Source organism: Epibacterium ulvae (genome assembly GCF_018678075.1).
Taxonomy (GTDB): domain Bacteria; phylum Pseudomonadota; class Alphaproteobacteria; order Rhodobacterales; family Rhodobacteraceae; genus Epibacterium; species Epibacterium ulvae_A.
In genome coordinates this window covers 95,532-108,088 of the sequence record NZ_JAHHIR010000033.1, presented here as the reverse complement: position 1 = coordinate 108,088, position 12,557 = coordinate 95,532, and the positions used below count along the sequence as shown (strand labels likewise).

The following is a 12,557-nucleotide window of genomic DNA, read 5'->3' as shown; positions in this document are numbered from 1 at the left end:
CCACAAACGCGGCTGCGGTCAGGGAAAGATTTCGAAACAGCTTAAACATGACATCTCACTTTATGTCCGGGTTCCACATGAACCAGCGGAGGGGCGTCGTTGCCGTCGAACCGATAGGCGTCGGGCCAGCGGTCGGGCATGCCGGCCCCTTGGGCTACGAGTTTCAGATCAATCGGGCGATCGATCTCGGGCTCCGGTTGGGCGGCAATCAGCGCTTTGGTGTAGGGATGTTGAGGATTGTAAAAAAGCGTGTCAGGGGGCGCCTGTTCAACCACCAATCCGCGTCGCATTACGGCAACTTCATCGGCGATCCGCGCAACCACAGCAAGGTCGTGACTGATGAACAGATATGACAGTTTCTTCTGATTTCGGATCTCTTCGAGCAGTTGCAGGATCTGTTCTTGCACGGACACATCCAAGGCCGAGGTCGGCTCGTCACAGACCAGCAATTTAGGATCCAGCATCAGCGCGCGGGCAATCGACAGGCGTTGGCGTTGACCGCCAGAGAAGGCATGCGGGTAGCGCAGCAGCATATCAGGACCCAAACCCACAAGGCACAGCAGGTTGGCAGCTTTTTCACGCTGCTCGGCGCGGTTTCCGATATTGTGAATTTCCAAAGGTTCGGTCAGCGCGTCCTGAATGCGCATCCTCGGGCTGAGCGAGGAGTAGGGATCTTGAAACACCATCTGCGCTTCGCGTTGGAACGTCATGCGCGTTGCGTGGTCCATGGCATGCACGGGCAGGGCGTCGCCGTCCGGTGTGCTGCGAAACAGAACCTCACCGCCGGGATCTGGAAGCTCGGCACCCAAAGCAATGCGGGCGGCGGTGGTTTTGCCAGATCCGCTCTCCCCCACGATTGCCAGCGTCTTGCCCCGTGGCAATGTCAGATCCACACCGCGACAGGCATGGACCTTAAGTGCGCCCGACCAGCCCCGACCAGAGCGCAGCGCATATGTCTTGGCCACCGATTTCATTTCTAGGATCACGTCATGGCCAGATGTGGGCAACACCGGCACGGGGTCGTCGGGAATACGTGGCGCCGCCTTGATCAAGGCTTTGGTATAGGCGTGGGCAGGCGCGTTGAGGATGGGCGTTGCGTTGCCAGACTCCATCACCTTGCCCTTGTGCATGACCACGATTTTTTCAGCCATATTCGCAACAACACCCAGATCATGGGTCACCAGGATCATCGCCATGCCGGTCTGCTGTTGCAGATCTTTCATTAGCCCCAGCACCTGTGCTTGGGTTGTGACATCCAGTGCGGTTGTGGGTTCATCTGCGATCATCAGCTTGGGACGGGCTACCATGGCCATGGCGATCATCGCGCGCTGGCGCATCCCGCCCGAAAGCTCAAACGGATACGAGCGATAGGTGCGCTCAGGGTTGGGAAACCCCACCTGTTCAAAGACATCCAACACGATTTGTTTGGCTTTGGCGCCATAGGGGCCGCCGTGCAGGTGCAGAACCTCCACCACCTGATTGCCGATCCGGTGCAAGGGCGACAGCGAGCGCATCGGTTCTTGGAAGATCATAGAGACCTGATTACCGCGAATGTCACGCACCGCGCGTTTGTCGAGCGTGAGCAGATCCACCGGACCGTCATCCAACCGCAACATGATCTGACCCGAGGTGAGCTTGGCAGTGCGCGGCAAAATTCCTAAAGCCGCCCGACAGGTCAAGGTCTTGCCCGAGCCGCTTTCACCGACCAGCGCCAGGGTTTCCCCCTCTTCGACCGTGAAACTCACGTCCTCGACCACCGGGGCATTCCCTGAGAAGGCAATGCTGAGGTTATTCACCGAAAGAAGGGAGGTCATAAGGCCGTTGCCCCCGCGCAGTTTGGTTGAATGCGCAAATATTCGTATTTTGGGCAGCGATGCATTGTATTCCCAGTTCTGATCTCGCTTTGCAGCATCGCTTGCGCTTCCTTCACCCGTCAAACCTTTTCACAGCGGACGTTGTCAGAGCGCCAATGGTTGGTCTTTGAAAACTACGTTACCGATGTTGTGCGGTAACAATAAAGTATCTGTTTGAAAATTTCACGATTTAACCGCCAAACGGGCAAACTCATTGACGGACGTTTGGCAAAGTCACACCACGGTGATGTGTTTAAACCGTCGCGCGCCGGAAAAGGGCAACAGCACGAAAGAAACAAGGTGTGAATAATAGGGCGCGAATGTTGCAAAAGGTCCGGAAAGACGAACGCCAGGTCACCGGACGCGGCCGCTCTCTTGATCGTGAAGAGGCGTGGTACGAAAATGCATCAAGGCAAAACAAAAACGCACCAAGCCCAGCCCATGCCTAGATAAGTGGCTTGATGCAGCGCTTGGTCGGTGCCCATTGCCCACCAAAACAAGGACTGAGTCGGTTTTAGATCTTTCATTTCATTGTATCGCGCTTTGCCAAAGTCGATGTGGAAATGCGCAATCCATTCCAAAATACAAATAATGAAAGCGAATTTCAGCGGTGCGGACATGATCGTCAAAACACATGCGGTTCCAATCAAATGGACGCTGGCGTGTTGCGCGCGACCCATATGAAAATAAAGGCTCCGGCCCGAAAGCATGCGTGGGGTCTGTAAATAGAAATCCGCAAACATATGTTTGACCTGCAACAGCAGAAGCAAGGCAAGCAATGATGCGACGTGTTCTGACAATGGTTTGTCCTTCTTGAGACCCGGAATTCGTTTGAACCTTACGGTTTTTCATCGCATAGGCAAACACTGCTCGTTGCAAGAATGCACAGAACTTACAAAAGGAACAGTAACAAGTCGGTCTTGGCGTAACGTCATTCCAAGGCTAGATGTACGTGGCCGATGCCACAATCGGGAGCAGGGTCATCGAACGGTCTCTTTTTAAGTTTATCTGGAAGTACTCCAAGCGCGATCAACTCGTGCTGCTTGTGGTGACATCCTGTTTATTTCCTCTGTTGTATCTGACGCTTGAACTGCCCAAGCGGATTATCAACGATGCCATCGGCTCGCAGACCTCCACCATTTCCGTGATGGGGTACGAACTGGAGCAGTTGCATTACCTTTGGTTCTTGTGCGCAGCCTTTCTGGTCTCGGTTCTCTGTCACGGTCTGCTGAAAATGCGGATCAACACGATGAAGGGGTTCCTGGCAGAGCGTATGTTGCGCCGCTACCGCTTTCAACTGATCGAACGGGTTCTGCGGTTCCCACAGCCCTATTTTGAACGGGTCAGTCAGGGTGAATTGGTGTCCATGGTCACCTCTGAAAGCGAGCCGATGGGCGGGTTGATGGGGGATGCAATCAGCCAGCCGGTGCTGCAGGCCGGGCAGATGCTGACGATCCTGTTTTTTCTGTTCTCCCAAAATTTCTGGTTTGGTCTGGCGGCGATTGCGCTGATCCCTTTGCAGGGGTGGTTGATCCCCGTTTTGCAGCGTCGGATCAATCTGTTGAACAAGAAGCGTATTCATCAGGTGCGCGCCCTGGCCTCGGAAATTGGGGAGAGCGCCGCGGGGGCCTCGACCTTGCGGATCAACGGCGGTTGGAGATACCGGTTGGCGGTGATCACGGAGCGTCTGGGGCGGTTGTACGATATCCGATTTGATATCTACAAAAAGAAGTTTTTCATGAAGTTTATCAATAACTTCATCACGCAGCTCACGCCGTTTTTCTTTTATGCCGTTGGTGGTTTTCTGGTGCTGCAAGGCAAGGTCTCGCTTGGGGCGCTTGTCGCCGCATTGGCAGCTTACAAAGACCTGGCTTCGCCTTGGAAGGAGCTGCTGACCTATTACAACCAGACCCAGGACATGGGGCTGCGTTGGGATGTGATCCAGGAACGGTTTGCGCCATCTGGCATGGTCGATGCCCATTTGATGCAAGGTGATCCAGAGGTGATTGAACGTCTGCAGGGCGACGTCATATTGCGAAATGTGAATGTTCGGGACGCGGATGGTAATCTGGTTCTAGAAGACCTGAATGCTGACCTGCCAAAGGGCAAAGTGGTCGGTATCGCGGCCCCGTCCGAAGAGGATCGCCGGGCCCTCGCGCAGCTTTTGACGCGTGAGCTTTTGCCATCAGCCGGGACGGTGACATTGGCAGGGCATGACCTGCGCCAGCTGCATCAGGCGGTTCTTGCGGCGCGGGTTGGATATGCGACGTCGCGCCCCATTCTGTTTCAGGGCACTTTTGGTGATAACGTGCTGATGCCGATGCGTCTGCGACCACAGGGCAGCGCCGTTGACGCGCAGCGCAATCGGGACGCGATCAAGGCGGGCAACAGTCACGACCCCATCGATACACAGTGGCTCGAACCGGGGCTGGCGCGTCTCAACAGTGAAAATGAACTGCGGGAATGGTGGCTTCGGCTGGTCGAGGGGATTGGATCGCAAACCAATCTGTTCCGGCGCGGGGTGGAGCAGCGTTTTGAAAGCGAGGTGCATCCGGAACTGGCACAACGGCTGGTGTCCTTGCGTCCGCAAATCCAAGCCGCCGTGCGGGAAGCAGGCTTGCAGGATTGCACGCATTTCTTCTCACCACAGGACTATAACGCGTCGATGCCGGTTGCGGAAAACCTGCTGTACGCAACGCTCCGCCAGCCGCTGACCGAAGAACAGCTGATCCAACAGCGCGAGTTTCTGGAACGTCTGCGCGAGCTAGGGCTGGTCAACGATCTGGTCGCCTTGACCCACGATGTAGTGGATATGTTGCGCCAGACCTTTGGCATCGACGGAGTGGATCACCCGCTGTTTCGCAAATTGGGGATCGGCTCCAGCACATATGAAACCGCGCTGGCCCTGACAGAGAAGTCGCGCAAAAACGGGGCCGATGGGCTGGATCTGGTTGAGCTGGCACAGCTGTTGATCGTGCCCTTCCGGATCTCGGCCGAGAAAATCGGCCCGGCCTTTACGGACGAGATGAAAGTACAGATCCTGGAATTCCGTCGCGCCCATGGCAATGACATGCGTGGTGCCTTGCAAAAGACCTTTGTCCCGATCGCCAGGACGAACTTTGCACCGGGGCTTACGGTTCTGGAAAACGCATTGTTTGGCAAAATCTCCGATGGAGCCGGAGCCAAAGGCGAAGAACTGCACAAGCTGGTGTCCCAGGTACTGATCGACAACGGGCTGCGCGATCTGGTGGTGGAGCTGATCTTTGACCTGCCGATTGCGGTGGGCGGGCAGGGTCTGCCGGCCAGTTTTGCCGAGCCTTTGGCCTTTTCACGGGCAACAGTTAAACGCCCGGATCTGCTGATCCTGGATGACGCCATGGCCAGCTATGATCTGGAAACGCGGATCGCGGTGCATAAGAACCTGCGTAAACTGCTGCCCGACACCACGCTGGTGTATCTCAGCGCGGAATTCGCCAAGCCTGAGGTGTTTGATGTCTATTATGAGCTGCAACAGGGGCGGCTTGTTACAGATGATGTGCGTATCGAGACCGTCGAAGATGGCGCTGCCAGCGCTGACCTTGCCCGGAAACTACGCGCATTGGAGCAAACAGAGTTGTTTTCGGGCCTAAATCGCCGCCAGCTGCGCCTGTTAGCCTTTGGCGCGCGGTGGTATGATGCCAAATCGGGCCATGTCATCTTTAACAAAGACGATGATGCATCAGATGGCGCCTACATGATTCTCGAAGGTGAGGCCGATTTTTACCTGCCACAACCAGGTCAGGATGACCGATATATTGTGACCTTTGGTCAGGGACGTTTGGTTGGCGAATTGGGCCTGATCCGACGCGAACCGCGCGCGCTGACCATGGTGGCCAAAACAGATCTGACCTGCCTGCGCATTGGCGAAGAAGAATTCCTCGCCGTTGTCGAGAACGATGCCCCGACAGCGTTCAAGCTGTTGCAGGTTGTCGCGGGCTATGTCTCCAACTAGGAGGTTTGGGCCGCAGTCGATGGTAGGGTGTCGTTGTCGCAGAATAAACTGTGAAGCAGATCAAGGACTTGCGCAGCGTTTTGATCTTTGAGGCTGTAATAGACGGTTTTTCCCGCGCGCCGTGTGTGAACCATGCCTTCATCGCGCAGACGTGCGAGCATTTGGCTGACAGCGGCTTGGCGTAAGCCTAATAAGTTCTCCAACTCGCCCACAGAACGCTCACCATCAACGAGATGACATAAAATCATCAAACGGCCTTCGTGCGCCAATGCTTTAAGGAATGCAGCGGCGGAGGCTGCGTTGGTCGACATGTCTGCGGGTGCGGGTTTCGGTGTTTGGGTTGAGATATTCATAATCGTAAAGTTCTGTTGCTCGTTATGGAGGATTGTCGGCATATTGCATAAAAAGTCTAGTATAGGCTAGACCTTTGAAGCGGATATTCTAATCGAACGATAGCTTGCTGCGTTCTCTTGCATCATGTTGATTTTGCAAAGTTAAAGATATTGCAAGGGCTTCGGTGCTGCTCTGAGCCAGACCTTGGTGAAGGCTTTCCCAAGCTAAGTGTATGATTTGAACGGCCTCCCTAAATTTCACAAAAGTGTATTAATGGGCATTCGGGTCAGATTTGATTTTCTATCTTTAGCAGTGTTTGAGCGTGGTCCGCGCTCGCGTTAGTCGGGCTTTGAATATGCCTGTGCGCGTTTTGAAAATGCGCGCGCTTCGATCGGAGCGGTCCCCATCTGGCGGATCGGATCAAACACCTGATCCAGGGTAAGATCCGGAAACTGTTCCATTGCAACTTGAGAAAGTGATACGCCTTGGGTCATCGCTTCGGCGCATAGTCTTTTAACGATAGCCTGCGCCTCGGGTCGAGTAAATCGGGCGGTTAAGGCGAAAGTCAACGCTTCAGAATGGATCACATAGAAATTACGCGATAAATCGATGTTGATTTGATCAATGCGCGGGGCAATTGCCTTGCTGAGGGCAGCAGCACTTTGAGCGGCGGTCGCAGCGGTCAAAACCAATGACGGCAGGCTTAACCATTCTGCGAACCAAGCAGAGGCGTCGCGTTGATACTGATGGGGGGCGCTGATCTGCAGGCTCGCGTGTAACCCGGTGCTGTGATGGGCAAGGGCGACCAGTTTGGCAGCGGTGACCGGGTTTTGCTTGTGCGGTAGGGTCGAAGAGCTGCCACCTTGGGCAATTTTCACAGTCTCAATCCCGGTTTGCACCATGGCCTGACAGTCCTGACCCAATTTGGCGAGGGCAAGGGTCACGCGGTGCATCCAACCCACAAGGCGCAAGATAGGCCCGCGGTCCGTGTGCCAGCTGCGTTTGGGGTCAGACAGGGCAAGACCGGCTGCAAGCGCCGCGCGGGTCTCGTGTGCTTGGCCCCCCAGGGCGCCACCTGTGCCGATGGCCCCGGACAACGAGACCAGCAGATTTGACGACCGCAACTGTGGCAATTCCTCCAGCGCATCCAGCAAGGGCGCGCCCCAGCTTGCGACAATTGCGCCAAATGAGGTTGGTGCCGCATGAAGCCCAAAACTGCGCCCGGCGATGGGTCGATCTGCATGGGTGTCCGCCAACGCGGCCAGTTGCACGACCGTTGTTTTTACATCGGCCTCGATCAGTGCCAGCACCTGACGCAGGCGCAGCATTAGGGCAGTGTCCATGATATCCTGCGACGTGGCGCCCCAATGGACGTATTGCGCATGTTCGGGCGCGTTCATCTCATCCCGAAAGGCGGCCACCAGCGCGGGAACTGGAACGCCGTTTTGTGCGGTCTCTGCCCGCAACGCACCTGGATCAATGGCCACTTCCATAACCGCGCGTTGGATCGCGGCGGCGCTGTCGGCGGGGATGACGCCCAATGCGCCTTGTGCCTTGGCCAGGGCCCCTTCGACCAGCAGCATGGCGCGCACTTCGGCGCTGTCTGAGAACAGGCGCGCGGCGTCGCCCGCAGCAAACACGCCGCTGTAAAGCTGGCTTTCAAAAAGGGATGCGGCCATCTGGGCCTCCTGTAGCGTCTCGATTAAGGCTCGATATGGCCGATCTGTTGCAAGAACTCCACCAGATGGACGGTAAATTCTTCCGGCTGTTCGACACAGGGCATGTGACCGGATTTGCGGATCAGGTGAAACTGGCTGCCGGGGATCAGGTCCACGGTTTCGCGCACCAGATCCGCCGGGGTTGACCCGTCTTCGGTGCCGCAAATCCCCAGCGTCGGCAGGCGCAGCCCGCTGGTTGGTGTGTAGAAATCAGTGCCTGAAATCGCCGCGCAACAGCCGATGTAGCCAGCCTGAGAAGTTGAGGTGATCATGGCGCGCAGCCGATCGGCCAGCGGGCCTTGTCGGTTGCTGCGGGCCAGCCAGCGATCCAGCGTCGGGTCCGCAATGGCCGACAGGCCCTTGTCGTCAATCAATGCGATCCGGTCTTTCCAAGTCGCAGGCGTGGCGATCTTTGCAGCCGTGTTTGACAGCACCAGCCCCCGGATCTGATCAAGGCGTTTCACCGCCAGCCCCTGCGCAATCATGCCGCCGATTGACAGGCCAACACACACGGCATCGCGGATCATGAGCTGGTCCAACAGGCCCTCGACGTCCTTGATCAACGCGCCCATGCTGTAGGGCGCATCTGGCGCGCTGGAGTGCCCGTGGCCACGCAGGTCCAAACGCAAGACCCGCAACCCGCCGGGCAGGCGGTCGACCACTTCATCCCAAAGATCGAGCCGGGTGCCCAACGCGTGGATAAACACCAAGGGCGCGCCTGTCTCGGGGCCGTCCAGACGGTAGTGAAGGTCGATCTCTCCAATGGTGGCAATGGGCATAGGGGTCTCCTGCAGCGGGGCTGAGGCTTTCTGCCGCGTCAAGCTGTGCTAGCGCAAGCGCATATGTGCCATGATCTGCCCGTGATCGGAGGCCAATTTGTTATAGGGGGCCTCTGGGTGGCTGCCATCCGTCAGATGATCGTTCAACACGGTGTAATATTGCATCTCTCCCGATGCGCCGTTCCAGGTGGGGTCAAAGTGGCGGGACATGTAGATCTGGTCGATGCTTTCATGCACCCCGCCAAAGGCGGTGGTGTAGACCACATCGCGCAGGGATTTGCGCAGGAACATGTGTTCTGCCGACCGCAGCCGCATTGAATCGATGGCCTCGGAAATGTTGGTGTTTTCATCATCCGTGTAGCGATCATTGCGGTGGCGCGCGTCATGGCGCAGCATCCAGGCATAGTTGCGAAACGGTGTTTCACCGCTGATGATCTCACTGCTGACCGCATGTTCGCCGTCGTTGAAATCGCCCAGAACCATGACGGGACGGCCAAGAGCCAGCTCATCCACAATGGTTTTACGCAACACATAGGCTTCGGCCATACGGCGCAGAGCCGCGCGCAAAGCGCCCAATGCGCGGCCGGGTGCGTCATAGAATGTAAGATCGGCCTCGGCTGCATGGTCAGCACCTTCTGGGGTGATGAACTCCCCCAGTTTGGACTTCAGATGGCAGTTGAAGACGGTGACGATCTGGTCACCGATGGGCACGCGCGCCTTGAGGATCGGGCGCGACAGACTTTGAACGCGGTAGGTCCCGCCGGCATCTGTGTCACCGCTGAGCGCAGTAAGGGGGATGTCCAGTGGTGTGTCCAACTGCTGGATCACAATTGGGTCTTCGGCAAAACCAAAACGCGACAGGATCGCCAGGCCAGGGCGACGTGCGCCGGGCTTGCCGGTGTCTTTGACGTTTGGCGCAAAGGCGAGCGCAGCATCCGTGTAGGGGGTATAGGCAATTTTGCGAAAGATCGCCCGGCGGTGATAGCGTTTGGAGGCATCCGGCACCGATGCCGCGTTTGAGGCGATGCCGCGTTGATCGGCCTCTGAAATCACATCCCGCAGGGCGGTTTCGTCAAAGATCTCCTGAAAGCCGACAATATCGGCATCCAGTGTAAGCAGCTGATCCGCCATCCAGTCCACTTTCCACGCGTATTCCTCGGGCGTGTAGCTTTGAAACCGGTAGTATTCCTGATCCGCGCCAATCAGGTTTTTGACGTTAAAGGATGCGATCGTGAAATCCGTCATGTGATCTGCTCTGGTTAACCCGTGAATTCGCTAAGCGCGGTTTGAAAGGTTGCGGGATCGATGTTGCCGCCGGTTGCAACCGCGATCACCGTATCGCTTTCAAAGGCGTCGGGATGGAAAAGCGCCGCCGCAAGGGAGACCGCGCCGCCGGGCTCCACCACCAGTTTCAGACGCAGGAACGCCTGGGCGACCGCACGCATGGCCTCGGCGTCCGTGACCGCGACACCGGCCCCCGCGAGGCGTTTGAGAATGGGGAAGGTGGTTGCGCCGGGTTCAGGTGTCAAAATGGCGTCGCAAATGGAGCCGGTCGCAGCTGGGTTGGACATGATTTTACCCGCCGCCAAGGACCGCGCCACGTCATCGAAACCAACCGGTTCTGCGGGGCGGACGCGCATGTTTGGCGCATATTTTTCGAGCGCGAGTGCCACGCCGGACGCGAGCCCTCCGCCACCGCAGCAAATCGCGACCTCAGCCTTGGTAATGCCAAGCGCGGCTGTTTGCTGTGCAATTTCCAAACCCACGCTGCCTTGACCCGCAATGACCTCGGGGTGTTCGTAAGGTTCGATCAGCGTCAGGCGGCGCTCTTCGGCGAGTTTCGCGCCAATGGCTTCGCGGTCTTCGCCGCCGATACGATCATACAGCACCACCTCGGCCCCAAGGGCGCGGGTGTTGTCGATCTTGAGCTGTGGCGCATCGGCGGGCATCACAATCACCGCAGGCGTGTTATGAGCCTTGGCGGCGGCCGCCACACCCTGGGCGTGGTTGCCGCTGGAATAGGCAATGACCCCGCGTTTGCGCGCGTGAAAGCCAAGCGAGGAGACGGCCGCCCAGCCGCCGCGGAATTTGAAGGATCCGGTGTGCTGCAGGCATTCGGCCTTGATCAAAACCTGGCGCCCGGCGATCTCATCCAAAAAGGGGGAGGACAGCAGGGGCGTGATGCGTGCGTTTCCGTGCAAACGTTTGGCGGCGGCTTCGATTTTTTCTATTGTGGCCATTTGATCTGCTCCAGGGCGGAATGAATTGCGTTTAATGCGTCGGGTTCGTCAAGGAATGGAACATGCCCGCGATTGGGGATTTCTTGACAGATGGCATCGGGCAGGGCCAGCGCCATTTTGTCAAAGGTGTCACGGGCCAGAATATCAGAGTTTTCGCCGCGCAGAGCTGCCAGGGGCAGGCCTTCCAAGGTGTGGAAAAGCGGCCACAAATCTGGGATCGGCCCGGCCTCGGCCTGCGCCAATAGCGCGTCGCGTAGCTTTGCGTCATAGCTCAGTTCAAGCCCGGATGGGGTTTCGGTGTAAAAGGTCGCGACTTCTTCAAACCAGCGATCGGCGCTGACGTCCGGAAAGGCTGCTTGCATGGCTGTTTCAAGTTGTTTGGCCGCTTGGGCGAGCGTCCTGGCTGCGGGTTTGCGGCCCAGATAGTCCATAATGCGGGCAATGCCGCCGGGTGGGATTTCGGGGCCGACGTCGTTTAGGATCACCCCGGCAAGGCGCTCCTTGGCCAACACGGCGAGCGTCATGGCGACCAGACCACCGCGCGATGTGCCCAAAAGTGCTGCCTTGGGGATCGCAAGGTGATCCAGCAACGCAATCACATCCTGCGCTTCTTGTGGTACGTTATAGGTCGTGAAATTCGGGTCATACTCGGATTGCCCACGTCCGCGAAAATCAAGGGTGATCAACCGGTATCGCGCCGCATGCGGTGCGAAATAGCGAAAGTCCAGACCACAGCGTGTAAGGCCAGGCAAGCACAGGAGCGGCAGGCGGGTCGCGGCCGCTGGATCCGTTTCAGCGCTGTCCGTGAAATAGAGAGAGAGCCCGTCAGCGGTTTGAAACTTAGGCATCTTTTGCCCCTGCCAGATCCGGGATTGGGTGCAGGTTGGTGAGGGTGTAGTCCGGCGTCCAGGGCAGGCGGTCCTTAGGCTCGCCCATCCGGTTGGCCCAGGCGGTGGTAAATCCGTAACCGGCCGCAGCCGCAGCGTCCCAGCCGTTTGAGGATACAAAGAGCACCTCATCACGTGCGCAATTGAACCGGGCACCCACCAGATCGTAGACGGCGGCGGCGGGTTTGAATACGCCGACACTTTCGACCGAGAGCACATCATCCAAAGAGGCGCCGATTCCAGCGGATTTCACCGCGCCGTTCAACATATCGGGGGAGCCGTTGGACAGGATCGCCACGTTAAATCCGCGTTCCTTGAGGGTGCTGAGAACCTCGGGCACTTCAGGATAGGCCTGCAGCTCCCAAAACAGATCCATCAGGCGCTGGCGCAATGTGCTGTCGCCGGACAGGCCACATGCCTCTAGCGCCCAATCCAGGCTCTCTTCGGTCACTTGCCAGAAATCCGTATGCGCATCTGTGATGGCGCGCAGCCAGGTGTATTGCAGCTGTTTGAGCCGCCAATGGGTGGCCAGTTGCACCCAGTGGTCCTGCAGATGCGGGAACTGAGGTTCTTGGGCCGCCTGGCGGGCCGCTGATGTCACGTCAAACAGCGTGCCGTAAGCATCGAAAACGCAAGTACTGATGGGCATGGTATCACTCTCCTAGCCGCAACAGTTGCACAGTGTTTCGCACCCGCAAAGCGTGAATTTTACCTGCCCGAAATTGACGTCGTGTTTCGCCTATGGGCCGCCTTGTG

10 protein-coding genes are annotated in these 12,557 nt (G+C 57.5%); 1 reads left to right on the top strand and 9 read right to left on the bottom strand.

The window, feature by feature from the left end; all coding sequences use genetic code 11:
• Nucleotides 1–41: 41 nt before the first annotated feature.
• Both KMP13_RS08780 and KMP13_RS08775 read right to left on the bottom strand, forming a co-directional pair.
• Nucleotides 42–1,814: an ABC transporter ATP-binding protein gene (locus KMP13_RS08780; protein WP_215265480.1), complete on the bottom strand. Its 1,773-nt coding sequence runs from the start codon at nt 1,812–1,814 to the stop codon at nt 42–44.
• Nucleotides 1,815–2,260: 446 nt separating this feature from the next.
• A complete protein-coding gene (locus KMP13_RS08775) occupies nt 2,261–2,653 on the bottom strand; it encodes a DUF3307 domain-containing protein (protein ID WP_215265479.1) in 393 nt (130 codons plus the stop codon).
• Between the two features lie 206 nt (nt 2,654–2,859).
• Here KMP13_RS08775 and KMP13_RS08770 point away from each other — a divergent pair, with 206 nt between their 5' ends.
• Entirely contained in the window at nt 2,860–5,844 is a 2,985-nt protein-coding gene (locus KMP13_RS08770; RefSeq protein ID WP_353055699.1) for an ABC transporter transmembrane domain-containing protein, read from the top strand.
• On the opposite strand, the gene KMP13_RS08765 is transcribed toward KMP13_RS08770, so the two are convergent.
• The 7 genes from KMP13_RS08765 to KMP13_RS08735 all read right to left on the bottom strand — a co-directional run bounded on the left by KMP13_RS08765 (nt 5,841) and on the right by KMP13_RS08735 (nt 12,450).
• The gene (locus KMP13_RS08765; protein WP_251363749.1) at nt 5,841–6,197 is read right to left on the bottom strand and encodes an ArsR/SmtB family transcription factor; all 357 of its coding nucleotides are present in this window, start codon (nt 6,195–6,197) and stop codon (nt 5,841–5,843) included. The two genes, KMP13_RS08770 and KMP13_RS08765, sit on opposite strands and share 4 nt — an antisense overlap.
• Nucleotides 6,198–6,515: 318 nt before the next feature.
• A complete protein-coding gene (locus tag KMP13_RS08760) occupies nt 6,516–7,856 on the bottom strand; it encodes a lyase family protein (RefSeq protein WP_215265477.1) in 1,341 nt (446 codons plus the stop codon).
• Between the two features lie 23 nt (nt 7,857–7,879).
• The gene (gene pcaD, locus KMP13_RS08755; protein ID WP_215265476.1) at nt 7,880–8,674 is read right to left on the bottom strand and encodes a 3-oxoadipate enol-lactonase; all 795 of its coding nucleotides are present in this window, start codon (nt 8,672–8,674) and stop codon (nt 7,880–7,882) included.
• A 48-nt stretch (nt 8,675–8,722) separates the two neighbouring features.
• Nucleotides 8,723–9,919, bottom strand: a complete 1,197-nt coding sequence (locus tag KMP13_RS08750; RefSeq protein WP_215265475.1) for an endonuclease/exonuclease/phosphatase family protein — start codon at nt 9,917–9,919, stop codon at nt 8,723–8,725.
• Nucleotides 9,920–9,933: 14 nt separating this feature from the next.
• The gene (locus tag KMP13_RS08745; protein ID WP_215265474.1) at nt 9,934–10,914 is read right to left on the bottom strand and encodes a threonine ammonia-lyase; all 981 of its coding nucleotides are present in this window, start codon (nt 10,912–10,914) and stop codon (nt 9,934–9,936) included.
• Nucleotides 10,902–11,762: an alpha/beta fold hydrolase gene (locus tag KMP13_RS08740; protein ID WP_215265473.1), complete on the bottom strand. Its 861-nt coding sequence runs from the start codon at nt 11,760–11,762 to the stop codon at nt 10,902–10,904. Before KMP13_RS08740 ends, KMP13_RS08745 begins: the two co-directional genes overlap by 13 nt.
• A complete protein-coding gene (locus KMP13_RS08735; RefSeq protein ID WP_215265472.1) occupies nt 11,755–12,450 on the bottom strand; it encodes a haloacid dehalogenase type II in 696 nt (231 codons plus the stop codon). The genes KMP13_RS08740 and KMP13_RS08735 overlap by 8 nt, the downstream gene beginning before the upstream one ends.
• Nucleotides 12,451–12,557: the final 107 nt, after the last annotated feature.

Coding starts and splice junctions, on each gene's coding strand:
- KMP13_RS08735 (WP_215265472.1), bottom strand. CDS start 12,450: ATGCCCATCAGTACTTGCGTTTTCGATGCTTACGGCACGCTGTTTGAC.
- pcaD (WP_215265476.1), bottom strand. CDS start 8,674: ATGCCCATTGCCACCATTGGAGAGATCGACCTTCACTACCGTCTGGAC.
- KMP13_RS08740 (WP_215265473.1), bottom strand. CDS start 11,762: ATGCCTAAGTTTCAAACCGCTGACGGGCTCTCTCTCTATTTCACGGAC.
- KMP13_RS08765 (WP_251363749.1), bottom strand. CDS start 6,197: ATGAATATCTCAACCCAAACACCGAAACCCGCACCCGCAGACATGTCG.
- KMP13_RS08780 (WP_215265480.1), bottom strand. CDS start 1,814: ATGACCTCCCTTCTTTCGGTGAATAACCTCAGCATTGCCTTCTCAGGG.
- KMP13_RS08750 (WP_215265475.1), bottom strand. CDS start 9,919: ATGACGGATTTCACGATCGCATCCTTTAACGTCAAAAACCTGATTGGC.
- KMP13_RS08760 (WP_215265477.1), bottom strand. CDS start 7,856: ATGGCCGCATCCCTTTTTGAAAGCCAGCTTTACAGCGGCGTGTTTGCT.
- KMP13_RS08745 (WP_215265474.1), bottom strand. CDS start 10,914: ATGGCCACAATAGAAAAAATCGAAGCCGCCGCCAAACGTTTGCACGGA.